General features: G+C 49.2%; 23 protein-coding genes and 2 tRNA genes. 16 read left to right on the forward strand and 9 right to left on the reverse strand.

Annotation, left to right across the window (positions count from 1 at the left end):
- Positions 1 to 7: 7 nt before the first annotated feature.
- The 5 genes from ACQY6Y_RS06315 (at position 8) to ACQY6Y_RS06335 (ending at position 2,232) form a co-directional block, all read left to right on the forward strand.
- Entirely contained in the window at positions 8 to 1,021 is a 1,014-nt protein-coding gene (locus ACQY6Y_RS06315; RefSeq protein ID WP_428379465.1) for an aspartate-semialdehyde dehydrogenase, read from the forward strand.
- 130 nt (positions 1,022 to 1,151) lie between these two features.
- Positions 1,152 to 1,227 (forward strand) — tRNA-His (locus tag ACQY6Y_RS06320).
- Between the two features lie 15 nt (positions 1,228 to 1,242).
- A tRNA-Lys gene (locus ACQY6Y_RS06325) sits at positions 1,243 to 1,318 on the forward strand.
- Between the two features lie 122 nt (positions 1,319 to 1,440).
- Positions 1,441 to 1,953: an NUDIX hydrolase gene (locus tag ACQY6Y_RS06330; RefSeq protein ID WP_428379466.1), complete on the forward strand. Its 513-nt coding sequence runs from the start codon at positions 1,441 to 1,443 to the stop codon at positions 1,951 to 1,953.
- 75 nt (positions 1,954 to 2,028) lie between these two features.
- Positions 2,029 to 2,232: a hypothetical protein gene (locus ACQY6Y_RS06335; protein ID WP_428379467.1), complete on the forward strand. Its 204-nt coding sequence runs from the start codon at positions 2,029 to 2,031 to the stop codon at positions 2,230 to 2,232.
- Here the strand turns inward: ACQY6Y_RS06335 and ACQY6Y_RS06340 are convergent.
- The gene (locus ACQY6Y_RS06340) at positions 2,229 to 2,417 is read right to left on the reverse strand and encodes a hypothetical protein (RefSeq protein ID WP_428379468.1); all 189 of its coding nucleotides are present in this window, start codon (positions 2,415 to 2,417) and stop codon (positions 2,229 to 2,231) included. The genes ACQY6Y_RS06335 and ACQY6Y_RS06340 overlap by 4 nt on opposite strands.
- A 55-nt stretch (positions 2,418 to 2,472) precedes the next feature.
- Entirely contained in the window at positions 2,473 to 3,150 is a 678-nt protein-coding gene (locus ACQY6Y_RS06345; RefSeq protein WP_428379469.1) for an HAD family hydrolase, read from the reverse strand.
- 190 nt (positions 3,151 to 3,340) lie between these two features.
- Between ACQY6Y_RS06345 and ACQY6Y_RS06350 the strand changes: the two genes are divergently transcribed.
- The gene (locus tag ACQY6Y_RS06350) at positions 3,341 to 4,759 is read left to right on the forward strand and encodes a Sapep family Mn(2+)-dependent dipeptidase (RefSeq protein WP_428379470.1); all 1,419 of its coding nucleotides are present in this window, start codon (positions 3,341 to 3,343) and stop codon (positions 4,757 to 4,759) included.
- Between the two features lie 69 nt (positions 4,760 to 4,828).
- Here ACQY6Y_RS06350 and ACQY6Y_RS06355 read toward each other — a convergent pair whose 3' ends face one another.
- The gene (locus ACQY6Y_RS06355; RefSeq protein ID WP_428379471.1) at positions 4,829 to 7,348 is read right to left on the reverse strand and encodes a hypothetical protein; all 2,520 of its coding nucleotides are present in this window, start codon (positions 7,346 to 7,348) and stop codon (positions 4,829 to 4,831) included.
- Positions 7,349 to 7,413: 65 nt separating this feature from the next.
- Entirely contained in the window at positions 7,414 to 8,634 is a 1,221-nt protein-coding gene (locus ACQY6Y_RS06360; RefSeq protein WP_428379472.1) for a DUF1015 domain-containing protein, read from the reverse strand.
- Positions 8,635 to 8,795: 161 nt separating this feature from the next.
- Between ACQY6Y_RS06360 and ACQY6Y_RS06365 the strand changes: the two genes are divergently transcribed.
- The 3 genes from ACQY6Y_RS06365 to ACQY6Y_RS06375 all read left to right on the forward strand — a co-directional run bounded on the left by ACQY6Y_RS06365 (position 8,796) and on the right by ACQY6Y_RS06375 (position 11,629).
- A complete protein-coding gene (locus tag ACQY6Y_RS06365) occupies positions 8,796 to 9,470 on the forward strand; it encodes an HAD family hydrolase (RefSeq protein WP_428379473.1) in 675 nt (224 codons plus the stop codon).
- 83 nt (positions 9,471 to 9,553) lie between these two features.
- Positions 9,554 to 9,901, forward strand: a complete 348-nt coding sequence (locus ACQY6Y_RS06370) for a hypothetical protein (RefSeq protein ID WP_428379474.1) — start codon at positions 9,554 to 9,556, stop codon at positions 9,899 to 9,901.
- A gap of 15 nt (positions 9,902 to 9,916) precedes the next feature.
- Positions 9,917 to 11,629, forward strand: a complete 1,713-nt coding sequence (locus tag ACQY6Y_RS06375) for an ABC1 kinase family protein (RefSeq protein WP_428379475.1) — start codon at positions 9,917 to 9,919, stop codon at positions 11,627 to 11,629.
- Here the strand turns inward: ACQY6Y_RS06375 and ACQY6Y_RS06380 are convergent.
- Complete coding sequence (locus tag ACQY6Y_RS06380) at positions 11,626 to 12,630, reverse strand: RlpA-like double-psi beta-barrel domain-containing protein (RefSeq protein ID WP_428379476.1); 1,005 nt, start codon at positions 12,628 to 12,630, stop codon at positions 11,626 to 11,628. The two genes, ACQY6Y_RS06375 and ACQY6Y_RS06380, sit on opposite strands and share 4 nt — an antisense overlap.
- A gap of 255 nt (positions 12,631 to 12,885) precedes the next feature.
- On the opposite strand from ACQY6Y_RS06380, the gene htpG reads away from it, so the two are divergent.
- The 3 genes from htpG to ACQY6Y_RS06395 are packed head-to-tail and all read left to right on the forward strand — an operon-like array spanning position 12,886 to position 16,523.
- Positions 12,886 to 14,913, forward strand: coding sequence for a molecular chaperone HtpG (gene htpG, locus ACQY6Y_RS06385; RefSeq protein WP_428379477.1), 2,028 nt, complete (start codon positions 12,886 to 12,888; stop codon positions 14,911 to 14,913).
- A gap of 46 nt (positions 14,914 to 14,959) precedes the next feature.
- The gene (locus ACQY6Y_RS06390) at positions 14,960 to 15,865 is read left to right on the forward strand and encodes an alpha/beta hydrolase (protein ID WP_428379478.1); all 906 of its coding nucleotides are present in this window, start codon (positions 14,960 to 14,962) and stop codon (positions 15,863 to 15,865) included.
- A 22-nt stretch (positions 15,866 to 15,887) separates the two neighbouring features.
- A complete protein-coding gene (locus ACQY6Y_RS06395; RefSeq protein WP_428379479.1) occupies positions 15,888 to 16,523 on the forward strand; it encodes a flavodoxin family protein in 636 nt (211 codons plus the stop codon).
- Positions 16,524 to 16,666: 143 nt separating this feature from the next.
- Here the strand turns inward: ACQY6Y_RS06395 and ACQY6Y_RS06400 are convergent, their stop codons facing one another.
- The 4 genes from ACQY6Y_RS06400 to ACQY6Y_RS06415 form a co-directional block, all read right to left on the reverse strand.
- Complete coding sequence (locus tag ACQY6Y_RS06400) at positions 16,667 to 17,638, reverse strand: magnesium transporter CorA family protein (protein ID WP_428379480.1); 972 nt, start codon at positions 17,636 to 17,638, stop codon at positions 16,667 to 16,669.
- A 245-nt stretch (positions 17,639 to 17,883) separates the two neighbouring features.
- Positions 17,884 to 19,902, reverse strand: coding sequence for an ABC transporter ATP-binding protein (locus ACQY6Y_RS06405; protein ID WP_428379481.1), 2,019 nt, complete (start codon positions 19,900 to 19,902; stop codon positions 17,884 to 17,886).
- A complete protein-coding gene (locus tag ACQY6Y_RS06410; protein ID WP_428379482.1) occupies positions 19,892 to 21,757 on the reverse strand; it encodes an ABC transporter ATP-binding protein in 1,866 nt (621 codons plus the stop codon). The genes ACQY6Y_RS06405 and ACQY6Y_RS06410 overlap by 11 nt, the downstream gene beginning before the upstream one ends.
- Positions 21,742 to 22,224, reverse strand: a complete 483-nt coding sequence (locus ACQY6Y_RS06415) for a MarR family winged helix-turn-helix transcriptional regulator (RefSeq protein ID WP_428379483.1) — start codon at positions 22,222 to 22,224, stop codon at positions 21,742 to 21,744. The genes ACQY6Y_RS06410 and ACQY6Y_RS06415 overlap by 16 nt, the downstream gene beginning before the upstream one ends.
- Before the next feature lie 355 nt (positions 22,225 to 22,579).
- Here ACQY6Y_RS06415 and ACQY6Y_RS06420 point away from each other — a divergent pair, with 355 nt between their 5' ends.
- The 4 genes from ACQY6Y_RS06420 (at position 22,580) to ACQY6Y_RS06435 (ending at position 26,218) form a co-directional block, all read left to right on the forward strand.
- Complete coding sequence (locus ACQY6Y_RS06420) at positions 22,580 to 23,512, forward strand: phosphate ABC transporter substrate-binding protein PstS family protein (protein WP_428379484.1); 933 nt, start codon at positions 22,580 to 22,582, stop codon at positions 23,510 to 23,512.
- A gap of 81 nt (positions 23,513 to 23,593) precedes the next feature.
- Positions 23,594 to 24,493, forward strand: coding sequence for a phosphate ABC transporter permease subunit PstC (gene pstC, locus ACQY6Y_RS06425; protein WP_428379485.1), 900 nt, complete (start codon positions 23,594 to 23,596; stop codon positions 24,491 to 24,493).
- Positions 24,486 to 25,427 (forward strand): phosphate ABC transporter permease PstA, encoded by a 942-nt coding sequence (pstA, locus tag ACQY6Y_RS06430; RefSeq protein ID WP_428379486.1) that lies wholly within the window; start codon positions 24,486 to 24,488, stop codon positions 25,425 to 25,427. The genes pstC and pstA overlap by 8 nt, the downstream gene beginning before the upstream one ends.
- Positions 25,424 to 26,218, forward strand: coding sequence for a phosphate ABC transporter ATP-binding protein (locus ACQY6Y_RS06435; RefSeq protein ID WP_428379487.1), 795 nt, complete (start codon positions 25,424 to 25,426; stop codon positions 26,216 to 26,218). Before pstA ends, ACQY6Y_RS06435 begins: the two co-directional genes overlap by 4 nt.
- Position 26,219 lies beyond the last annotated feature (1 nt).

The raw sequence follows: 26,219 nt of genomic DNA on the forward strand, positions 1-26,219 counted from the left end.
GGGACGTATGTCCGATAAAGTTGTTGCCATCCTGGGAGCTACGGGTGTTGTTGGCGCCCAAATGCTGCAATGTCTTGAAGAGCGCGATTTTCCTGTCAAAGAGCTTTTGCCACTTGCTAGTGCGCGTTCTGCAGGAAAAACCATACAATTCCGCGGAGAAGCAATTTCTGTACGGGAGGCAACTCCTGAGGCCTTTGAGGGCGTAGATATTGTGTTAGGTGCTGCAGGCGATGCACAGGCCCGCGAGCTGCTGCCACAGGCTGCTGCCCGTGGTGCGGTGTGTGTTGATAATAGCCATGCATTCCGTCTTGAAAAAGATGTTCCACTGGTTATTCCTGAGATAAACGCCCAAGATATTGCAAATCATCCTCGTAATATTATTGCCAATCCTAATTGCGCCACGATTATTGGATTGGTTCCGGTTTGGCCGCTTCATAAGGCCGCTGGTCTTAGGCGCATGATTGTTTCAACGTATCAAGCTGCTTCAGGGGCAGGTTTAGCCGGTCTCAACGAGCTTGAGCGTGAGAGCCGTGTTTTGGCAGAGGGTAAGGAAATAGGTTCGACCGATCCTTTTGCATACCAGCTTGCATATAACCTCATTCCACAGATTGGTGGCTTTGGTGAGGAGAGCTATACCTCTGAAGAGCTTAAGATGCAGAACGAGGGTCGCAAGATTATGCACCTCCCTGATATGAGGGTGAGCTGCACCTGTGTACGCGTACCAGTTATGCGTTCTCATTCCGAATCAATTACGGTGGAGTTTGAGCAACCTTTGTCGCCGGACGAAGCACGCGAAATTTTGTCAGAGGCTCCAGGAGTTCGCGTTGTCGATGATCCAGCAAACCTTGGGTATCCTATGCCGCTGGATACTTCAGACCAGGATCTGATTTATGTTGGACGTATTCGTCGGGATCTCTCTGCTCCTGAGGGCGTGAGCGCGCTCACGTTCTGGTGCTGCGGAGATCAAATCCGTAAGGGCGCTGCTACCAATGCTGTCCAGATTGCAGAGTATCTTGTCTAACGGTTGCTAAACACTGGTTTTGCCGTATGTGCCAGGTACTTTTCATTTTGTGAGCAAAATTTTAATTTTCTGCTTGCATTCTGAGGCGGTGTGCGCAATAATATTCGAGCTGCTTCTGAGGTAGCAAATGGTGGGTGTAGCTCAGTTGGCAGAGCGACGGACTGTGGCTCCGTAGGTCCAGGGTTCGAGCCCCTGTACCCACCCCATCTAAAGTTGAATATGGGTCGTTAGCTCAGTTGGTAGAGCAGGGGACTCTTAATCCCAAGGTCCAGGGTTCGAACCCCTGACGGCCCACCAGAACTTTCCAGGTCAGAGTACATTATCTCTGGCCTGTTTTTATATCGTGAAACAACGCTAAACAATCTTTGGGATATCCAGGTTGAAGCAAGGGCAATTAAACCTAATGGGAGAGAAGCGCTATGGCAACTCCAGAGTTTATCCTGCGGCTTCGCGAGAAGATTGGCCACGATCCATTATGGCTTATCGGTATAACTGCCTACGTTGAGAACGATGAAGGCAAGATACTGTTGGGTCAACGTGCCGATACAGGCGAGTGGGCGCTTGTCTATGGTATCAACGAGCCTGGTGAGGAACCAGCAGTTACAGTAATACGCGAGGTGTCGGAAGAGACAGGTGTGGATGTGGTGCCCACCGATCTTGTGCGTGTGCGGGCGCAGCGTGAGCTAACCATCTATGCCAATGGTGATCAGACTCAGTATTTAGATCTAATGTTCGCATGTCGGCTTGCTGAGGGCGGATGCTCTGAACCGTACGTAGCTGACGATGAGAGTCTAGCCGTGGGATGGTTCTCATCAGATGATCTGCCGGAACCGCTCTCTGCTTCAACGCGTGAACGGTTTGCTACCCTTGCTGCATGGCGCGCTGCCGGGGCAAACCGTACGCTCTTTTCACTAGGCGAGCTGGGTGAGTAGTATTAGTTCCAATTGATGTGTTGAAGTATGTTTTATTGACATCGCTCAAAAGCCGGATTTTGTTATAAGTTCCGTTTGTTCCAAGACAATCCCGAGGAGTTTATCGTTAAAGTTTCCGATCTCATTGTGGGCGAGAAGGCAACGATGATTGTGAATCACATCAGCTATAACCGTCTAAATGAGCGTTACGATTCTGCCATCTTTACCGAAAACATGACTGAGAACCTCTCACGCGCTTATCATGCTAAGAAAACCCTACAGGTTTTTCCTCTTCTCTAGTAACTAAAACGCCGAAGATCATAGCCACGTTTTTGTGCCTCACGGATAAGTTCTTCTGGTGTGGCACTCTCTAGTGCAGCAACGTCAACAATGGCCCATGGGGAACCCACAAATACCGCAGATCCTGTCTCATCTATAAGTGCTTTGCGTAAGCGCTCGATATCAATACGAATGGTGTCAGACATGGGTTACCCTCTTTTGTTGTGGTAAGAATCCGCTCGTATTAAAGGTGCTCCTGCTTCACCCTGGCAGCTGTATAGCTTCCCAGCTTTCCAGATACAGATCGGCTGTAGCAATAAGCTCTTCAAGTGGTTGTGTGGGGTCACCCGTGCGAACAGCACAGGCGCTCATTCCGGCGCGTTGAGCAGAAACAATGCCTGGCAGAATATCTTCAAATACAATGCAGCCCCATGGCTCAATTTCGAGGCGTCGTGCGGTTTCTAGGTAGATGTCAGGATAGTTTTTATTGCGGGCAACTTCCTGGCCATACACCACTACATCAAAGAGGTCTTCGGGCACAAATTGCGGAGCAAGTGAGCCTAATATTTCGAGTCCATTGGTGGTGGCAAGCGCAACGGGAAAGCCCTGCCTACGTAAAGCTCGTATATACTCTGTAGCTCCAGGACGAACACGCACGTTCTTCTTGTAGAGCTCCGCAGCAAGGCCATTCCATTCCTCGACGATAGCTTCTGGTGTTTCATGGAGGCCATAGCGTTCAATAACGTAAGCTGCTCCATCGATAAATCCACGTGACGAGAGCTCTGCTGCTAAATCTGGTGTCCACGGAATCTCGCGGCGAGATAAAAAAATATGGTCAACCTCATTCCACACGTCACCCGAGAGAGCAAGGGTACCATCAAAGTCAAAAATGGCAGCTTTGAATGCAAACGGCATTAAGCCTTGTGGAGCTTTGAGCACAGCTTCTCCTTCCAATTTGCATCCCAGTGCTTAATATCAAACACTTCACCGCGTGTGAGGAATAGGGATAGACCAAACTTCAAACAACGTGACAGTGATGAGAAGTGTAGCATCGAGGTGCAAATAATACGTCGGGCGCTACAATGGGCACAACAATTGTTAGCCCGTACATACCCGAAAGGGGAATCATATGACAGACGAGGAACTTAAATCACAAGTTGATGCTTATGTTGATGAAGTGTGGGAAGATGTCGTTTCTGACATGGACCTACTGATACAGGTGGAGAGCGTAGAGGATAAAGATCACGCTGCTCCAGGCATGCCATTCGGCCCCAACCCGAAAGAGGCACTTGTCCGCGCGCTGGCTATTGCCAAGCGGCTGGGCCTTGAGGCGCACGATTGCGAAGGCTACATTGGCTATGCCGATCTTCCTGGTGAGTCTGCCACACAGATTGCCACTATTGCCCATGCCGATATTGTTCCTGTTGGTACTGGTTGGACCTTTGATCCGCTTCATGTAACGCGTAAAGACGGTTGTTTAATTGGCCGCGGCGTCGCTGATGATAAATCCCCACTGGTTCTTTCGCTTTATGCGGCTCACTTCCTGAAGCGTCTGGCCGATGAGGCAGGCAAGCCTTTCCCGTATACTCTTCGTTGCCTTGTGGGCGTCAATGAAGAGACGGGCATGGAGGACGTGGAGTGGTATCTCAAGCATTACGATCAGCCTGCATTCCTCTTTACGCCCGATGCAAATTTCCCGCTTATCTTTGGCGAGAAGGGCCGAATCCAGGCAGCTATTTCCTCGGCAGATTTAGGCGATAACGGTGTAATTGTCTCCCTTGATGGTGGAACTGTTGCAAATGCGGTTCCAGGCCTTGCTGAGGCTGTTGTTCGCGCCGATGCTTCTTCATTATCTGCAGAGGAAAACATCGAAATCGTGCCCGAAGGCGAAGGTCTTACGCGCATTGTTGCACATGGCAAAGGCGGTCACGCCTCTTTACCGGAAGGAACGGTCAACGCCATTGGGCTGCTTGTTGACTATCTCTTGGAACATGATCTGTGCTCCGAAACAGAGCGTCAGGCTCTTGAGTTGGAGCACGCTATTCTTAGTTCTACCGATGGTTCTACGCTGGGTATTGCTTCGAGCGATAAACACTTTGGTCCGCTTACCTGTATTGGTGGAACCGCTCATCTGACGGATGGCACGCTAATCCAAACGATTGACTCCCGCTATCCCACGTCAATAACAGCGGAAGAAATCGAGGAAAAGCTCACGCAGCTCACAGCTCCCTATGGTGCATCGGTAAAGATTCAGAGCAATATGGTGCCGTTCCTTACCGATCCAGAGACACCCGAAGTTCAGACCCTTGTACGTACCTATAATGAGCTTTCTGGCGATAATGGCAAGGCTTTCACCATCGGTGGTGGCACCTATGCACGTCATTTTGCTCGCGCAGTTGCCTTTGGACCTGATGTTGAAGGAGCGCCACGTCCTGCTTGGTTGGGTTATGAACATGGCGCAGATGAGGGTATGCCAGAAGAGCAGCTGAAGCTTGCACTGAAGATATACATCGTCTCTCTGATCCGCCTTATGGAACTTGATTTATAAGTCCCTCAAAGAAAAACAAAGGCCGCAAGATACGTTTAAGAGCTGTATGGCACACGCCATACAGCTCTTCTAGTCGTCAGGCTCATTTTCGAGTGAATCAGCAATGGTAAAGGCCGCATCATCGCCGGAGAGGCGTGCAAGCGCTCTTGCAAGACTGCGAGCAACAGGGAATACCTCAACATCAATTGCTGCAGCAGTACATTCCATCAAAGCATCGGTAACAGGTGTTATCGGCGCAAGAGGGATACCGCGCTCAACAAGGCGCTGATTAACCTCTTCATCATCCGGAGCGCCATTCACGAGCAGGGAGGGGTTTGTCGCATTGAGTGCTGTAAGCTCTGTTGCTGCTGCAAGTGAAAGTTCCGAAGGAAAACGCAGGGCACGACGATAGCAGGCATCTGCTCCTTCAATATCACCCGACTGCCAACACATGAAGGCGAGGCGATAATAGCCAACAGCTACACCTTCTGGTGTATAAGCAAGTTCAAGCAATTCCTCAAGTTCGCGCATAGCGCCGTCTATATCGCCCTTTACTTCCAGGGCTCGTACTGCACGTAACCGTGCGCGCTCATCAAGTGGATCGAGATGAGAAACAAGTCGGGCTTCTCCGAGGGCTGCATCGGTGTGTCCTCGTTCTAAAAGTGCACTTGCAAGCAAGAGGTGGGCATCATAATAGGCGGTTGGAACAATGTTGCAGAACTCCCCCTCGACAGCCTCGAGGCGATTGTACAAAGCACGCTCAGCATACGAACGGAAAGAGCGCCACGTGATGTTGGCTTGATCTTCGTAAGCTCCTTCTATTTCGAGGGGCGCCAATACATCAGCAAGGTTATTGATTGCTTCCTGTGTACGGCCATGCGTTATATCGACAAGTGCTTTATTGACACTGCGTGTTAAGTTGTCGCCTGTGACAAAGTCATCGACAACCTCATCGGGTGTAAGACCAACCTCACCTGTAATAAGCCGCTCAGACGTGCGTTGAGCTGCTTCAGTAACAGCGGCATCATTCTCTCGATAAGCGAGATTAAGAAGGGCTCGGACATTATTCTCACAAGAATCAGTTAAAGATCGTGAGAGCTTGTCACCAAGTGAGCGCAGCTTTGCCTCGCCGTCACACCCCAAATCAGCTACGCGTGTTGCTCCGAGCATTTTTCCTTCAGCAGTAGGTAAGACGCGCTTTGAAAGTTCCGGCGTAGCATAGCGTCTCCTTGGGCAGAAGCGTTCTTCATCAAGCGAAAAATGCTGATCGACTGGGTCAAGCACACCATGGGTGAGGTGGAGCCGTGCATTGCATGAACGGTAGATTGAAGCAGGATCAGACACAGCCTCTAAATCAACCAACATGCGGAATCTGTCGGCATCAAATCGCACAGAAAAAAGGCAACAATGGCGACGAGCTGTATCAAATACGCCAGCAACATGCACATGGCGTAAATGTCCTGATGCTTCAAACATTCCAGCAGCTACTAGAATGCCAAGACGCAGTGCATAGGCTGAGGCAGTACGTTTGCGCATAAATCCTGTTGTTGGAATAACTCTGCCTAATTCACGCGACCAACGAGAACGAGGAAATACCTCTGGGTCGGGAAGGCGAATTTCAACTGCAGCTTCGCTATTGAGTGTGCTGCATCTAAATGTTGCTTCAAGGCGATAGGGGAGAGTCCAACTTTCAAACTGGGTTGCAATAATGGATCGAGCGGCCCACTCGCCATCCTTGCCTCCCCGGCGACCAATTGCCCATTCAAACTGTGCGGCTTGAGCACAAATACTGTCTTGTGCGCTCTGTGCGAGTCGATAGAGCTCACCTTCGCCATCCTCACTAAGACCTTCTCCTGCAAGCGACTCAACGATGAGCATTCGGTTAAGCACCGCTTCTACTGCAAGCACTTTTCTGCGCGCCACATACGTTGTTTCTGGCTGTTCAATACGGATATAGGCAAGTGAATTTCGATAGAGACGAACAAGTCTTGTTCGCGGCATCTCTGCTTCTTCTGAGTCTGAGTCTTCTCCTAATCCGGCTTCAGAGAGCCAACGGGCAAAGGTTTCTGCAGCACCATAGGTGGGCTCAGGCACTTTTCGAACCTGATCAAAGGTGTCTTCAACGAGCTCAGCTAACGTGGCAAGTGGATTGACTGCCTGTGTGAGAGAATCGACTAAGGCTGAAGGGTGAGCAAGCGGATTGCTTTGTGCGGGTGCCTGAGAATCTTCCTCTGGATACATTTCTTCCGAGGATGCTGTTTCGTCCGTTGCTGGAAGAAGAGTGGAATCCGAGGGAGCACCTGCTTCTTCGGTATCATGTTCTACTGGCTCTGTGTCGTTGGGATTCTCATGTATAAGCCCTTCGCTTATATCGGTGGTTCTACTTTTTTGAGCGCTCTGAGCAAGGGTTGCATCGTCAGATACAGGCACTGTCGCTTGATCTGTGTCAGGAGAGGCTTTTCTGCGGGCAAGCGTAAGAATAAGCGCAATGGTCTCAATGGTCACAACGCCCACAAACACAATAAGCTCAAGTTGTATACCACTCTGCAGCATGAAAAGAAGACCAGCTATAAGCACAGTTATGCAGATGATAAGCACGATGCTCATCATGCTGATCCTTGGTGTCTTTATCGATTGTTTCTTCTGTTGGCTCACCCTAAACTATCCTTCTTGTATTAAATCTGCCTAACGAATAATCCGCTTAGCAGCTTTGGCTCAAACCATGTTGATTTGGGCGGCATAAGCTGCCCGTTATCGGCGACAGCGAGAAGCTCATCAACAGATGTTGCATGCATCGAAAATGCAACACCTTCTGCGCCAGCACGCCGTTCAAGCTCATCGGTGCCGCGTACACCTCCGACAAAGGAAATGCGTTGGTCGCGGGTAGGGTCAGTTATTCCCAAAATAGGACCAAGAATTCGGTCTTGAATAATGGAAGCATCGAGAGAGGCAACCGCATCCTCTGGTACGAGGGATGGGTCGATAACGAGACGCCACCAGCTACCATCTACATACATACCCGTTTCTCCATGGTGAGTTGGCACTACGGGTTCTGAGGAAGGTTCAGTGGTAAATCCTGCCGAACGAATTGCTGATAAGAGCTCTTCAGGACTCAGTCCCGCCCTGTCTGAAACCACACGGTTATAAGGAAGAATAGTCAGTTGATTGGCAGGAAAAAGAACGGCTAAAAACTCGTTGGACCCACCTTCTGGCTTGCCTTGCTCGCGGCGTTCCTTACAAACACGAACAGCGGACGCTGCGCGATGATGTCCATCGGCAATATAAGCACAAGGGATGTGTTCAAACATAGCTTCAAAGGCCGCTGTTGCCTCTGGACGTGCAACACGCCAAACTTTCTGTTCGACGCCTTGCTCATCTATAAAGTGATAAATGGGAGTACCGGCACAAGCTGCTTCAACAAGCGTATCAAGCACTGGTTGATCACGATATGCAAGAAAGATTGGGCCCGTTTGTGCCGAAAGTGCCTCAATATGACGAACACGGTCTTGTTCCTTTTCTGGACGAGTGTTCTCATGGCGACGAATAGTGCCATCAAGATATTCATCAACCGAACAAGCTGCCACTATGCCTGTCTGCGTATGTCCATCGTGTGTCATGCTCCAAATAAAGTAGCAAGGACCCGCATCAGGCAAAAGTGTCCTGTCGGTAATTCGCTTATCTAAGAGTTTGGCCCCACGTTTGTAAACCTCGGGGGCATACATATCGTAGTCAGGATCAAACTGCGTTTCTGGTCTATCAATTGCAAGGAATGAACGGGGATGTTCTGCTACATAAGCGCGTGCTTCGGCACGATCATATACATCGTAAGGAAGTGAGGCGAACTCTGCTGCAGCCTCCGGTGTTGGACGATAGCAGCTTATGGGTTTAACCTGCATAACTCCTCCTTGGTTTTAGTTTATAAATCTCGTATGAAGATTGGTTGTGCCTAAGGATACACACCTTATACGCTTCGCGCACAATGGTTAACCGTACCGTGATAAGGTCGTTCATAAGTTGTAGTTAACGTAGTTGTACAGAAAAAGAAGCAAGGAGTTTCATGGGAATGCGCCAGTGGAGTCCATCTGTATCTGAAAGAGCGTATGTGTTGTTTGATTTTGACGGCACCATCGCTAATACCATGCCTGCAATTGTAGATACTGCGAGACATGTTTTACGCGAGTGGGGACTTTCCGATGAGGAAATAGGGGATGCTCGTAGACTTGTAGGCCCTCCTTTTCCAGCTGCATTTTCTCAGGTCTACGGCTTTTCTGAAGAAGACGCTGCTGAGATAACTCGTCAATACCGTGCGATTTATAACAACTTGGGTCCAGAGACATACCCCACATTTGAAGGTATTCCAGAGATGCTTGATACCTTACGAGCAGATGGCAAGCATCTTGCAATAGCAACTTCCAAGAACAATGCATTAGCCCAGCGTATGGTTGCCGATGAGGGGATTGCCAACAAGTTTGATGCCATTGTAGGTAAAGTGCGCGATGGGCTCGGTGCAAAGAAAATCGTAATATCAGACACCTTACAAGCTCTTGGCATTTCTTGCGATCAGGCTGTTATGGTTGGTGATCGTTTTTACGATGTGGAAGGCGCTTTACAGGTGGGAATGCCGTGTGTTGGAGTGCTCTTCGGAACCGCAACTCGCGAAGAACTTGAAGAAGCAGGGGCTGCAGCTATCGTTGAGAGCTGCGACGAGCTCGTCCGCGTGCTTCTTGGGTAAAAGAATATTCAGTTCGGGGTAGAGTGAGACTAAAGGTGCCCGCAGAGGTGTTGGCACTGTGCTTACCGACCAAGGAGGACACGATGGCAGAGTTTGATCTGGGTGAGGGCGTCCGCAAGTTTTTCCTTATGGGTGTTGGAGCGGTTGCTACAGGTGCTGAGAAATCCCGTGAAATTGTGAATGAGCTTGTCGAGAAGGGTGAGCTTACCGTAAAACAGGGCAAAGAACTCAATGAAGAACTCACGATTAAGGCAGGTCAAGCGTTAGAGCATGGCGAGGACGATCTGTTGCGTGCTCGTATGTCTATGATGACACCCGCAGAGCGTGCGGCATACGCCGAGCGTGTAGCAAAGCTTGCTTTCGATCTGGATGAAGGCAACGTCACTCCAGACGATTCTGCTGATAAAGACGAAGATAACGACGAAGCGTAGAAACGATTCTTCCGTATGGATACAGAACGCGAACGTGCCTGCAAGGAGCAACAGACAACTACGCATCAATCGGCGTCCACTGAAGAGACCATCGGTCTTTTTGGTGGACGGCGTTCCTCAGGCTCGTCCCGACGTTTTACGCGTCTTGAGCGCTATCAGCGTCTAAAAGAAATTCTGGTAATCATTAGCCGCTACGATGTGGTGCATGGTCTCACGCCACAGAGTATGCGCATGATGCTTGAAGAACTTGGACCTACTTTTGTAAAGGCTGGCCAAATTCTATCCATGCGCTCTGAGATCTTGCCAGAGAGTTTTTGTCAGGAACTCACGCGTCTAAGAACTGACGTTGATCCAATGACGTATGAAGAGGTGCTTCAAACTCTTCGTGCAGAATATGATAGGCCGTTAGAAGAGCTTTTTGATGCAATTGATCCCAATCCTTTGGGGTCTGCATCGGTGGCGCAAGTGCATATCGCCCGCTTAACAGACGGCACTGATGTTGCAGTAAAAGTTCAGCGTCCTGGCGTGCGAGAAACCATGGCGCAGGACATCGATATTATGCGTTCGGTCGTACGCCATCTTTCAAGATTTATTGGCAACAATCAGTTTTTGGATATTCAATCGGTTATAGAGGAGCTTTGGGCATCATTTCGTGATGAAACAGACTTCTTGGTAGAGGCTTCTAATCTCGAAAAGTTTCGTTCCACCAATAAAAACGTTGCTTTTGTTACCTGTCCTAAACCTTATAAAGAGCTCTGTACTGAGCACGTTGTGGTAATGGACTACATTCGCGGGATTCCTATCTCCGATACCTCAGGTCTTGTTGCAGCTGGTTATGACCTTACTGAAATCGGTGAAAAACTGGTTGATAACTACGCGCATCAAGTGCTTGATGTTGGCTTTTTTCACGCTGATCCACATCCGGGCAACATTATTATTTCCGGTGGCAAAATTGCATTTATCGACTTGGGCATTATTGGGCGTCTGTCGTCACATAATCGTCTCGCGTTGCGCGACATTATGTACGCCGTAGCCGAGCATAATACTCCTTTGCTCAAGAGTGGTTTGCTGCGTTTTGCAGCTAGTACCGATACTGGGGAGCTCGATCACGCTCAACTTTTATCGGATCTCGATCAAATATTGGATGATTATGGTAGTCAGGCACTCTCCGAGCTTAATGTGGGTGGCTTCATTATGGCCATCATCACACTTGCACGGAGAAACGGCATAGAGCTGCCAGGGTCTATCACGATGTTTGCACGGAGTATGGTGACCCTTGAAGGTGTGCTGGACGAGTTTATCCCGGAAGTTTCGATGATCGACATACTTGCTCAGCATGTAAGGGCTCACGAATCTTTTGCTGATGTTATTTCGGAAGAAACTAATCGGACGGCATACGAGCTGCATGAAGCGTTGCATGGAGTGCTAGGTGCAGCATCTGAGCTAAAGCTTGCTGCGCACATGCTTACGCGTGGACAGCTGTCGGTTAATATGCGCCTCGCTGGCTCAGAAGATCCTATCTCTGATATGGCACATGCTGCCGACCGTCTTACGATGGGCATAATAATTGCGGGTCTTTTTATTGGATCCTCTGTGATCTACTACGCACGTATACAGCCAGTTATTTTAGGTGTGCCTGTCATTGGCTTTGTGGGCTATCTCATTGCCCTTTGGCTTGGCCTTTGGATTGTCCGCGACATTATGCGTGAAGCGCGACGCAGACGCTAGCCAATAATGCGGTAGCCAACGGTTCCTACTCCACTAAAGCCAAGAGCATTGGCAACTGCAGGCTGTAAATCGATTTCACGACCACCAACAAATGGTCCGCGGTCATTTACTACTGCGGTGCACGTACGACCGTTGTAGGTAATTTCAATGGTGGTTCCCAGAGGAACGGTCTTCATGGCAACACCCATTGATGTAGGGGTGACAATATCGCCTGATGCCGTGGTACCCCACAAAAAGCCATCGCCAATGCCGTAGGTAGAAGCGCCGACATAAATCCAGTCACCAGATGTGTTGCCAGAGGGAGCGGAAGGCTGGGGCTCACTTAGCTGAGGAGTATCGTTAGCCTGATCATTGGATTGGGGAGATTGCTGCGACTCTTGCTGTGATTGTTTCTGAGCCTCTTGCTGTGCTTTGTAGGCAGCCTCTGCAGCGGCCGCATTTTCAAGCGCTTTCTTACGGGCTGCTTCGGCGGCTTTTTCAGCTTCATCAGCAGCTTCGCGAGCCTGATCTGCTTTCTTCTCAACATCGGCACGCTGCTGCTCAAGATCAGAACGAGTCTGTTTGAGTTCGTCTTGCATTTCTACAAGCTGTTCTATGTCATCAATGTTTGACTTGTTCATTGAGTCGAGATAGCCCGCCATCGTGAGGAATTCATTAAAGTCCTCAGCAGAAAGAAGGAGGGCGACGAGCCCGGGTTGACCCTGCTGCATCTTGTAGCTGGATCGTATTGCCTCAGCGCACTTTTCACGATGCTCGGGTAATTGCTCTTCGATTTCAGTGATACGAGCTTCATTTTCTTCGATTTGCTCGTTGAGTTTGTCGAGCTCCTCCTGGGCGTTCTGATATTCCTCGCCGGCAGAAATGGCAGCCTCTTCGAGCTGTTCCAGTTCATTATCATCCGCGAGTGCCAAGGAAGGCAGGGCATTTATCACCAAAGCAGCTTCCAGCACAAGGGTAGCAGCTAAGCGTAGTGGACTAAAGATTTGACCCTTAAGGCTCATATCTCTCCGCGTGTCGGGAACAGGGCGGCTGCAAGAGAGATATTTCATCTCTGCATTACAGCAATATAGATAAAAAGTATACCGATTTATTGAGCGCTACACCGGAATCACATTCGCTCTGCACACTCGCCGATCCCAAAGTGTCCAATATCTACGTTCATTCTTTGCAGAATTGAATACATGCGCGCATTTAGGATATAAAACCTAAGTCAACTAATAGTAGGTTTGTTCACAGAGGTATGGAGGCTATCCTATATGCATTCATTCAAAACTGAGAGCAAAAAGCTTCTCGACCTGATGATAAATTCCGTTTACACCAATAAAGAAATTTTTCTACGCGAGCTTATCTCAAACGCCTCAGATGCAGAAGATAAGCTCTATTTAAGGAGCCTGACCGATCCAGATGTTGATTTAGGATCTGAGGAGCTCACTATTCGCATTACTCCGGATGCTCAGGCACGCACACTTACCATTTCCGATAATGGCAGTGGTATGACTGCAGAGGATCTGGAACGTAATCTTGGCACTATTGCTCACTCTGACTCTGAAGAATTTAAAACAGCTAACTCTGATGCTCAAAACTCAGCAATCGATATCATTGGCCAGTTCGGCGTCGGCTTTTACTCAGCATTTATGGTTGCCAAACATGTTCGTGTTGTTTCAAAAGCTTATGGTGATACCCAGGCCCATGCTTGGACCAGCGACGGTCTTGAAGGCTATGAGATTGAAGATGCTGAGCGTGAAGGCCATGGTACCGATGTTATTCTCACGCTTAAAGATGATGAAGAGCCAGGTGCTAACGGCGAAGGTGGAGAGCGCTATAGCCAGTATCTAGAGGAGTGGACACTCCGTGAGCTCGTGCGCCGTCATAGCAACTATGTGCATCATCCCATTCAGATGATGGTTACCAAGAGCCGTCAAAAGCCTAAGCCAGAAGATGCTGGCGACGACTACAAGCCAGAGTATGAAAGCTATCAGGAGCTCGAAACCATAAATTCCATGACACCAATCTGGAAAAAGCGCTCCTCAGAAATTGAGCAGAAGGACTACGACGAGTTTTATAAGTCTACGTTCCATGATTTTGAGGACCCAGCACGCACCATTTCCTTCCATGCAGAAGGTGCTTTGGAATACGACGCTCTGGTCTTTATTCCCAGTCGTGCTCCATTTGATTTGTATAGCAGGGACTATGAAAAGGGCTTGGCGCTGTATTCCTCCAATGTGCTTATTCAGGAGAAGTGTGCCGATTTAGTACCGGATTACTATAACTTCGTGCGTGGTGTTGTTGCTTCACCTGATGTCACGCTAAATATTAGCCGCGAGACGCTTCAGCAAAACCGTCAGCTGCATGCAATCGCCAACCGCGTAGAGAAGAAAATAACGGCCGAACTTGAAGATATGCGCGACAACGATCGCGAAGCATTTGAGAAATTCTTTGAGAACTTTGGCCGCGGTCTTAAATATGGCATCTATGCAAGCTATGGCATGAAGAAGGATGAGCTTGCCGATCTGTTGCTGTTCTGGAGTGCGCGTGAGCAGAAACTGCTTACCTTGCGTGAATATGTTGCTGCTATGCCAGCAGACCAGCATGCAATTTACTATGCCGCCGGCGATGACCGAGATCGTTTAGCAAAGATGCCTGTTGTGGAATCGGTACTTGCTAAAGGTTATGACGTTTTGCTTTGCACGCAGGATGTTGATGAGTTCTGCTTCCAGGCAATGCGTGATTACACCGCAAAAGATCTGCCAAAGGTATATGAAGACGAAGCGGCTCGCGAAGCTGCTCAGAAGGCACAAGCCGATGGTGCTGAGCCTGAGCGTGAGGATCGTACCGTTGAACTTCACAACGTAACTTCTGGCGATCTTGACTTGGCAACTGATGAGGAAAAGAAGGCGGCAGAAGAGACGGCAAAGGCCAATGATGATCTGCTCAGCGCTTTGAAAGAAGCCCTTGGTGATAAGGTCGAGAAAGTTGCCATTTCTACTCGTCTTGCTGCTGATGGCGCTCCTGCGGTTATTACTTCCGAAGGTCCACTTTCCCTTGAAATGGAGCAGGTTCTGTCCGCTGGTCCTGAGAGTGGGGATGTTCCACGTGCCCAGCGTGTGCTTGAGATCAATGCTCAGCATCCTGTGTTTGAGAAGCTTCGCGCAGCAAAAGATGCCGACGATAGCGATAAAATCAATCTCTATGCAGCGCTTCTCTATGACCAAGCTCTGCTTGTTGAAGGTATGATGCCAGAAGATCCTGTGGCATTTGCCTCAAAAGTGTGTGAGCTTATGTAAGTGCTGCTTGTCAGAATCATGATGTTGCCTGAAGGAGGGTTCTTACATGAATAACCCCATACGGGCACTGAATGATCTTTTTGATGCCGCCCTCAATCCGATGCGTGCTTGCGAAGCAGGTATCGCGCCCGAGGGCGGCGATTTATGTCGCGACGAGGAGTCTGTACGCTGGTTTGAAACTTGTCGGTCAAGCGTATCGATAGTTGCCTCTGATGGCTGTGAGCTTCTTGGCTGGTATCTCGACCAGTGGAATGGACGACACGATTACCTCATTGCCTGTCATGGCTATACGGGACGCCCTTCAGATATGGCAAGTTTTGCTCGACATGCATTTGAGCGGGGTTTTAAGGTGCTGTTGCCAGCAGCTCGTGGACATGAGCGCAATGTTGGAACAGGATATATTCAGATGGGCTGGCAAGATAGTGCCGATCTGCTTATTTGGATTCAGATGATTCATGAGCTCGACCCGGAAGCCCGTATTGTACTAGCAGGCGTTTCAATGGGTGGCGCGGAAGTAATGATGGCGTGTGGGCGTCCGCTTCCTCCATATGTTTTCTGTGCGATTGAAGATTGCGGTTATACCAGCGTATGGGATGAATTGCGATATCTTTCTCAATCCGTGTTAGGAGATAAGGCTAAGGGATTGGTGGGAACTGGAGTTCTTGCGGCGTGCGATGCGGTTGTAAAAACTCGAGCTGGATTTGGTCTTCGTGAAGCCTCTGCTGTTCGCCAGCTTCGTCACGCTCGCATTCCCATGCTTTTTATCCATGGGACCGAGGATACGTTTGTGCCCTTCTCTATGCTTGATGAAGTATTTCAGGCATGTCAGAGCAGTCAGAAAGAACGTCTTGCTGTTGAAGGTGCTGCACATGCACAATCGGTGCTTGTTAATCCAGACGTCTATTGGGGAACAATTGATGCATTTATTTCTCGGCATCTTGGGAATGAGTAGGTAGAAGGAAAGAAGGCTTCCTATGAAAGTGTTGCTTGTAAATGGTAGTCCCCATCGCAATGGCTGCATTGCGCGAGCCCTTGAAGAAATTGCTACCGTTTTGAAAGAAGAGAATATTGAGGCGGAGCAGTTTTGGATTGGTGGTCGTCCCGTGGGAGGCTGTGTAGATTGCCACACCTGTGACAAGCTGGGAAAATGCGTTTATAACGATGTGGTGAATGAATTTAGGGAGCTTGCGCAGTCTACAGATGGCTTTGTGTTTGGAGCGCCGGTTCATTATGCCCATGCTGCTGCATCACTTTTAGGCTTTATGGATCGGTTGTTTTATTCAGACGGAAGAGCTGGCACTCAAAGCATATTCAAAGGCAAGCCTGCGGCTGCAGTGGCAAGTGCCCGACGTGCCGGGACAACTGCAGCGCTCGATGATATTCAAAAGTTCTTTACGATTTCCCAAATGCCGATCGTAAGCTCGAGATACTGGAATATGGTGCACGGCAATACCGCCGAAGAAGTAGAGCAGGATGCAGAGGGGCTTTGGACAATGCGTCAACTTGGACGCAATATGGCGTGGATGCTTCGCTCAATAGAAGCTGGCCGCAACGCTGGGATTGCGGAGCCAAAGCAAGAGTGCGGGGAGTCGACGAATTTTATCCGATAGTATTTCCCGGTCCACGTACCCTTTGATTATGAGAAGTTGGCTGGTTCCAAAAACTGTCCGAGACAACTGGTGTTTCGGACAGTTTGTTTATATGGAGCAAATTAAAAATTCTCTTTTCAATTGGGATAGCTTTGATTTGAACGCTACCCCCATAGTCCCTTGCGCTTAAAGATAAGCGCTGCAATGAGACAAGCAGCTATGGTTATGACCGTGGGGAAGATCCACGAATCCGCAAATGGCGCGCCTGCAAACGGTAGATTGACATTCATGCCAAAGAATCCAAATACAATATTAGGAATTGCCATCACAATGGTGAGCACCGTAAGCACCTTCATAACAATGTTCAAATTGTTTGAAATAACGCTGGCATAGGCGTCCATTGTGCCGGAAAGAATGTTGCTATAGATATTGCACATTTCTTGTGCCTGATGAACCTCAATCATCACGTCTTCCATAAGGTCAGCATCGTCTTCATACAGAGAAATAAGATGGCCATGCATGATCTTATTCAGCGTCACTTCTGCTGATTTGAGTGAGGTTGAGAAAAAGACCAAAGACTTCTCAAGAGAAAGCATCTGGAGAAGCTCTTCATTTCTCATAGAACCATAGAGGTTCTGCTCGGTTTTGCTGGAGAGACGATCAATGTGACGTAGATGGATCAGGTAGCTCTGTGAAATTCTCAACAGCATAAGGAGAAGAAAACGCGTCCGCAAACGGGTGTTGAGCTGTCGTACACGACCCTCAGCCATATCCTGGACGATAGGGCATTCCTGAAGCGTTACGGTAACGATGATTCCGCTTTGAGGGATAAATACGACCGAGATAGGAAGGGTTATGTACTGCAGTCGTGTGGAATCGCCGTCTTTGTCGGCGTCTTCATGCGTGGGGTAGTCAACGATAACAAGTGTTTGATTGGCGTCCTCGTCGAAGTCGATGTGTGAGGTTTCCTCTTCGTCAAGTGCGGCGCGTACAAACTCAGGGAGAACACCGATTTCCTGCTCAAGCCAGCTGCTCTCCTCTGGCGTGGGGTCTACAACGCTGATCCATGTTCCAGGTTCAGGGGATGCCACCTGTACTGTCTTGTTATCGTCGCCTGTCTTGTAGCACGTAATCATGATTCCCCCTTTCGTGTTTTTACAACCCTAGTGGTGTTAAAGCCATGGGCAACCTTACCTCACTTGAGAGCATTTTGGGACATTCCGTACAAACTCATAAAAAAGTTCAGGCACTTTACGCTGAGTTGTTAGTTTCAATATTGATGTAGATGCGGAGCTTTGTGGGGGCTTGTCAGCGTATTTATTCATGAAGAAGGCCTTAGGTTTTGCCTAAGGCCTTCTGAAAACCGCTTTATTAAGAGCACCTATTCGAGCTCAAATGCACCGGTATAAAGCTGGTAGTACACACCATGCTTAGCGATAAGCTCGTCATGGCTACCGCGCTCAATAATACGACCATGGTCAAGAACAATAATGGCATCTGAGTTGCGAACCGTTGAGAGACGGTGCGCAATTACAAATGTTGTACGGCCTGCCATGAGGGCATCCATGCCGCGCTGGACAATTGCTTCAGTGCGCGTATCGATTGAAGAGGTAGCCTCATCCAAAATCATGACGGGCGGGTCTGCTACGGCAGCACGAGAAATCGAGAGCAGCTGGCGTTGGCCCTGAGAAAGGTTCGAGCCATTATCGGTCAGCATGGTGTGATAACCCTCGGGCAAACGCTTGATAAAGCCGTCTGCACCGGCAAGGCGAGCTGCAGCGATGCACTCTTCATCGGTTGCGTCGAGTCGGCCAAAACGAATGTTATCCATAACGGTGCCAGTAAACAGGTTTACATCCTGAAGTACCATGCCTAAAGAACGACGCAGGTCATCTTTCTTAATCTTGTTGATGTTAATGCCGTCATAGCGGATCTTGCCATCAGCGATATCGTAGAAGCGGTTAATAAGATTGGTAATGGTGGTTTTGCCTGCACCTGTCGCGCCAACAAAGGCAATCTTCTGACCAGGCTCAGCCCACACGCTTACGTCATGAAGAACGGTATGGCCAGGTTTATAGCCGAAATCTACGTGATTAAGGCGGACATCACCCATGAGCGGTACAAGTTCCGTACCACCTTCGTGGTGAGGCCACTTCCAGGCCCACTGACCAGACATTTTGTCATCAGTTTCTACAAGCTCACCATTGACATATTTGGTGTTGACGAGAGTGACGTATCCCTCATCGTGCTCAGGCTGTTCATCCATAAGCTCGAAGATACGTTCAGCACCTGCAAGACCCATAACAACAGAGTTGATCTGTTGAGAGATCTGGCCAATCTGCCCGGCAAACTGCTTGGTCATGTTCAGGAACGGTACCGTGACGGCAATGGAAAATGCGAGACCAGAAACCGACAGGTTCGGAATGTTTGCTTCGATGAAGATACCACCAACAAGGGCCACGATAACGTACATTAGGTTACCGAGGTTCATGAGGATTGGGCCGAGGGTGTTGGTGTACATGTTGGCGTCTCGAGAAGCACGGAAAAGTGCTTCATTGCGTACATCAAAGTCTTCCTGAGCCGCCTGCTCGTGGCAGAAGACTTTAACGACACGCTGGCCGTTCATAATCTCTTCGACATGGCCTTCTACAATGCCGATTTCACGCTGCTGAGCTACAAAGTTACGAGCAGAACGAGAACCGAGCACCTTGGTCATGTACGCCATGAACAACACGCCGCAAACAACTACCAAAGCAAGCCAGACGCTGTAATACACCATAACGCATACAACAGAAATACAGGTCACGATAGTAAGCGTAATGTTGGGAAGCGACTGACCAATCATCTGACGAAGAGCATCAATGTCGTTGGTGTAGTGCGACATGATATCGCCACGTTGGTGCTGGTCGAAGAAGCTGATGGGCAGATCCTGCATATGGTCGAAAAGCTTCTCACGGAACTTCTCAAGCGATCCCTGTGTAATTACGGCCATGGCTCGCGTGTAGGTGAAGTTCAGGATAAGCGACACCACATAAATGCCAATCAGCGAGACTACGAGGGGTTCAACGCGCTGAGCTGCGCTTACCCAGTCGCCTGACTGCCAGGTGTCGGTCACAATTTCAAGGGTGCGCTGCATAAAGGTTGCAGGAAGCGATGACAGAATTGCAGAAATTACAATGCAGATAAGAACCATCGGTAGCAGACGCGGATAGAAAGAGAAGAGCGTTTTGATCAAGCGTCCGAGCGTCTTGGTGCGCACGCCCGTTTTCTTGGGGGCAGGGGGCACCTGGCGCTTTGCGACATTTTGACGTGTATCCTCTGGCTCTGGGGCTTTTGGTCTATTGACGCCAAACGTGTTCTTAAATGTCTCGTTTACAGAGTTATTGACATTATTGCTCATCTGCAACACCCCCTTTCGTGGTGGTATCGGGCGTAACGTCTTCTACCTCAGTAGGCAATATGTCTTCTTCATAGGTGCGGTTCTGCTGTTCGTAGGTCTCGCGGTAGAACTCGCACGTCTTCATCAGCTCGTCGTGTGTACCCAAGCCAGCGATATGGCCGTTATCGAGTACAAGAATGCGGTCAGCATCCTGTACGGAGCTTGTACGCTGGGCAATGATTATCTTGGTAGTTTCAGGCAAGTAGCTCTTAAGGCCTTCACGGATAAGGGCGTCGGTCCTGGTGTCTACTGCAGAGGTAGAGTCATCGAGAATGAGTACTTTGGGGTGCTTGAGAAGGGCGCGAGCAATACAAAGACGCTGCTTCTGACCACCGGATACGTTTGTACCACCTTGCTCGATGTAGGTGTCATATTTCTTGGGGAATCCTTCTACGAATTCAGCCGCCTGAGCAAGTTCGCAAACCTCACGAATTTCGTCATCAGTTGCATCAGCCTTACCCCAGCGCAGGTTCTCTTTGATGGTGCCTGAGAACAATACATTCTTTTGGAGTACGACGGCTACGTTATTACGCAGGAATTCAAGGTCATAGTCGCGTACGTCGATGCCGCCAACTTCTACAGAACCCTCTGAAACATCGTACAGACGGCTGATGAGGTTTACGAGCGATGTCTTAGCAGAGCCGGTGCCACCCATTATACCAAGGGTTTCGCCACTCTTAATGTGCAGATCAATCTCTGCAAGTGCGCGATGCTCAGCCTTTTCCGAGTACTTAAAAGTCACGTTGTTGAAGTCGATTGAGCCGTCCTTCATCTCGGTAACAGGATGCTCGGGGTTTTGAATGGTCGGTTTGGTCTGAATAACTTCAACGATACGCTCAGCACTCTCTTGGGCCATAGTGATCATGGCAAAAACCATCGAGACCATCATGAGGGCCATCAAAATCATGAAGCCATAGGTGGTAAGTGCGGAGAGTTGGCCGACATTAAAGAGGCTGCCTCGACTTGAAATGATGAGGTAGCTGCCAAATTGAATGACGACAACAAACACGGTGTATACCGCGAGATTCATCATTGGGGTGTTGAGAGCAAGGATCTTCTCGGCGCGTGTAAAGTCACGGCATACATCCTGAGCAGCAACTCCAAAACGCTGCTTCTCATAATCCTGGCGGACGTAGCTTTTTACGTCTCGCATACCAGTGACGTTTTCTTCGACCGACTCATTTAAGGCGTCGTACTTATGAAATACCGAACGGAAAATTGGGTGTACCGTTCTTACAACCTTATAGAGACCAAAGCCCAATAGTGGAACAATAAGGACAAAGACAAATGCCATGGGGCCGGCCATGATAAACGACATAACAATGCCGCAGATAAGCAGCATTGGGCAGCGAACTGCCGTACGAATAATCATCATATAGGCAAGCTGAACATTGGTGATGTCGGTTGTGAGGCGAGTAACCAATGAACTTGGAGAGAACTGGTCAATGTTGGCAAAGCTAAACTTCTGTACTGAAGCAAAGACATCGTGGCGTAGGTTCTTAGCAAATCCACACGATGCAATACTGCACTCAATACCCGCACCAATACCAAATGCTAGAGAAGCGAGCGCCATGCCGATAAGAACAGCGGCATAGGGGAGCATCTCAGAAAGCGTTGCACCAGCTTGGATAGTGTTAATGAGCTGAGCTGTTACAAAAGGAATAGCAACTTCCATTACAACCTCACCAAGAACAATGATGGGGGTGGCTATGGAAGCCTTGCGATACTCACGAATACTTGAACCCAGGACGTGAATTATCTCACTGAGGCTGCGATCCTCATCGGAGCTATTTCGCTTCCTTAGTTTCTTTTGCATGCGTCTCCTTCCTTCTCTAGTGTCTCAAGCACCTTCCAGTGATCAACAATACGATCGAGCATGCTGAGAAGCTCATGTATTTCAGCGTCACTGAGGCACGAGAGAGCATCCTTTTCAAACTGTTCCCGTCCGCGCACCACCTCGGCTGCTTTCTCCATCCCACATGGCGTGAGGGTTAAAAGCACCTGTCGGCGATCTGCCTCAGACCGTGTTCGAATGAGAAGTTCTTCTCGTTCGAGCTTTGAGACAACCTCCGATAGCGAGGCCGAAGTAATGGCCGAAGACTCGAGCAGCTCCGCTTGGGACATCTGTCCTCCATGGGCGAGCACGGTTTTGAGTACGTGCTGTCGTCCACCTCTGCCTCCGCGGTGTAGCCAGAGATAGTGGCCAAAGTAGCCGAAGTCATGAAGTACCCGCTTGTTTGGTGACTCCTGCTGGTGCACGGCGCGCAGAGCCGATGTGGCCATCACAGCCTCCTTTTGGATGCGTGCCATCTCTATGTGCGTAAGGCATTTTGGTACCCGTTACTAGAGATGTCAAGGTGCCGAACTAATAAAGTTTGGTACCTAAAGAATTCTTCACTTTGTATACATTTTCCCAGTTAAAACGAACTGCAAGAACAATTAAAGAGAGAGCACGCAATGTTTCAGTCATGTGACGACGAGGTTAATGTCAGGAAAATGTAAGGAGTAGTCACATCTATGTAAGCACTCGTAAACGGGGTGAATTTAGGGGACTGACGGCGCATAGGATGTGATGGCAGGGGAACAGAGCGATCTGTTTCCACAATACAAAAACAGGTAAGTCCCTGGAAGGAGCAACATGCTCGATAACAAGATGTCTCGTCGTCAGTTCCTTTCTTTCGCTGGCATTTCAGCCGCAGCAGTGGCTGGCCTTGGTCTGGTAGGCTGCGGTGGCTCAAGTGAGCAGGCAGCATCCGGCTCCGGTGAATCACTGTCCGGATCCATTTCATGCTCCGGTGCTACATCGTTCCAGCCGCTCGTAGAAGCAGCTGCTAACGACTTTATGGACGCAAACCCCGACGTTTCCATCTCTATTTCTGCTGGTGGTTCTGGTCAGGGCCTTTCCGACATCAAGGATGGCAAGGTGCAGATTGGCCGTTCCGATGTCTTTGCAGAGACCAAGCTCGATGCTGCTGATGTCGAGAATCTCGTTGACAACCAGGTGGCTATTGTAGGCATGGGTCCCATTGTTAATCCATCTGTTGATGTTGACGACCTCACGACCGAACAGCTCAAGGGTATCTTTACTGGTGAGATTACCGATTGGAGCCAGGTAGGCGGCACCGCTGGCACCATCCAGGTAATTAACCGTAAGGCTGGTTCTGGCACTCGTGCAACCTTCGAGGATGCTGTTCTCCAGGGTGCTACCGTTCCTGATTCCTTCAAGCCGGTTGCTGAAGAGGATTCTTCAGGCACAGTTGTGGACAAGGTTTCCCAGACTGAGGGTTCCATTTCTTATGTTGCCTTCAACTACTTCGACGACTCTAAGTTCAAGGCTCTTTCTGTTGATGGTGTAGCACCAACTCAGGAGAATGTTGAGTCCGGTGACTTCAATATTTGGTCTTACGAGCATATGTATACAAGAAACGATGCCGATGATGTTACCAAGGCATTCATTGACTATATGCTCTCTGATGAAGTTCAGACAAATCTCGTTCCTGAGCAGGGCTTCATTCCTCTGAACGGTATGAAGGTTAAGAAAGACGTTGACGGTAACGTCACCGCTATCTAATTCAGTTTAAGCATATATATGTTGGGCGAGGCGTCCTTCCATGCGATGGGCGCCTCGCTGTAGGTAGAGAAAGGTTGCGTAATGGCGAAACAGATGCCAAAGCGCAGGTTAGAGGGTATAGGGTTTAGCATCACAACATTGTGCGTTGCTTTGGTTGCTCTTGTCGTTGTTACCCTCATTGTGATGGTGGCCCAGCAAGGTCTTGCCACATTTTTTCAGGATGGCATTAACCTCTGGTCATTTCTAAGTGGACAAAATTGGATTCCCGATCAACAGCGTTTTGGAGCTTTGCCACTGATCGTTGGGTCATTCTCCGTCACACTGCTTTCAACTGTTATTGCACTTCCAATTGCTCTTGGTTCTGCGATTTTTGTTGTTGAGGTCGCACCTGGATTTGGGCGCCGTTTCTTCCAGCCAGTTGTCGAGCTTCTGGTGGGAATCCCATCAGTCGTATACGGCGTACTGGGCCTTTCAGTGGTCAATAGTGCGATGCGTGCAATTTTTGGGGAAGCAGCTGCAACAGGTGCCGGTATTCTTTCCGGATCGATTGTATTGGCTGTAATGATTTTGCCCACGGTAACGACGCTTTCCATCGACGCATTAGCAGCAGTCCCAAACGAATATCGTGAAGGTTCGTATGCGCTTGGTTGTACACGGTGGCAAACCGTGTGGCATGTTGTACTCAAGAGTGCGCTTCCATCTCTTATGACGGCTGTCATTCTCGGCATGACCCGTGCCTTCGGTGAGACACTGGCAGTGCAAATGGTAATCGGTGGCGTAGAGCGTTCTATGCCTACTGGTCTTCTCGATCCAGCTGCGACACTTACCACGGCTCTCACTTCGGGGCTTTCCAATGCTACGACGGGCTCTGTTGAGTACCATGCGCTTTGGTCGCTTGGCTTGCTCTTGCTGTTGATGTCGCTCTTCTTCATTGTCCTCATTCACATAATTGGTAAGAGGGGAGCTAAACAGCATGGCTAAGAATGATCAGACAAATCAGCGATCCATGCAGGTTGATCTTGCTGCTCATGCCAAAAAGATTGGCGCTCAGGACAAATTTGCAACGGGTGTTCTTACGGTCATCGTAGGGCTTGTCATGTTTTTGCTCGTTGCGATTATTGCCTACATTCTGTATATGGGTCTTGGTAAGGCGCTTTCGCCTGGATTTTTGACCAACCCATCAACCGATGATGTAGCGCCCGGTATTCTTTACCAGCTGTTTGACTCGTTCTACCTGCTGATTATCACACTTATTATTTCTGTTCCCATTTCGTTGGGTGCAGCGATTTTCCTCGTTGAATACGCGCCTGATAACTGGATGACGTCGGCGGCAAAAACGGCTATCGAAACACTTTCGAGTTTGCCTTCTATCGTGGTTGGCATGTTTGGATCGTTGTTCTTTGTTGTTGTACTTGGTTGGGGAATTTCCATCATCGCAGGTGCGCTTGCTCTTACGATGTTCAATATCCCAATTCTTGTCCGGACTATCCAGCAAGCACTCGAAGATGTTCCTGCGAGTCAGCGTGATGCCTCACTTGCGATGGGTCTTACGCGTTGGGAAACCACCATCAACGTCCTTTTACCAGCTGCTATGCCGGCAATTGTAACCGGTATTGTTATTTCTGCTGGACGCGTATTTGGTGAGGCTGCAGCTCTTATCTTTACCTCTGGTTCTGCGGCAGCACGCTTGAACTTTGCTAGCACAAATCTTGCAGCTCCAACCAATCCTTGGAATATTTTCCGTCCTGCCGAGACATTGGCTGTTCATATTTGGAAGCTCAAGATGGAGCCAACCCCTGGTAATGATGAAATCGTATGGGGTACTGCGGCCGTACTGCTTGTGTGTGTGCTGCTCTTTAACGTGTTGGCACGTGTGTTGGGTAAGGTTCTTGCTAGGAGGCTGACAGCCGAATGACAACTCAGAATCAAACGCCAGCCGTAAAGGATTGCCTGCTCTCAACACATGATGTGACAGTCAAGTACGATTTCACTCATGAGGCATTGCATCCAACTTCCTTAAACTTCGAAGGGGGACAGGTTACTGCTCTTATCGGTCCTTCTGGTTGTGGCAAATCAACGTTTCTGCGCTGCCTTAACCTTATGAACCGCGAGATTTCTCGCTGTGTTGTAGGCGGCGAGATTATCTACCACGGAGCCAATGTCAATACGCGTGATGTCAATCTGTATGAGCTGCGTAAGTCTATTGGCATGGTATTTCAGCAACCCACGCCATTTCGTAAGTCTATTCGCGAAAACATCCTCTTTGCTCCTAAGAAGCACGGTCGTATTCATAGCCGTGCTGAGGGTGATGAGCTGGTAGAAGAATCGCTTCGCAAGGCTGCTTTGTGGGATGAAGTGAAGGATAAGCTCAATCAGAGTGCCCATGCGCTTTCTGGTGGTCAGCAGCAGCGTCTGTGTATTGCTCGTACGCTTGCAATGAAGCCTGACGTGGTGCTCTACGATGAGCCTTGCTCTGCTCTTGACCCGATTTCTACCTATGCGGTAGAAGAGACAATTCGTTCCATTGCTGAGTCGGGTATTTGCGAGATTATCGTTACGCACAATATGGAACAGGCAACGCGTGTCTCTGACAACACAGCATTTTTCTATGTGGGTGACATGGTTGAGACGGGTACTACCAAGCAGATTTTCTCTGCGCCCAAAGACCAACGTCTCCAGGATTATCTCAGCGGAAGGTTTGGCTAAT

This window comes from Olsenella sp. Marseille-QA0557, from assembly GCF_965119725.1.
Lineage (GTDB): Bacteria > Actinomycetota > Coriobacteriia > Coriobacteriales > Atopobiaceae > Coprovicinus > Coprovicinus avistercoris.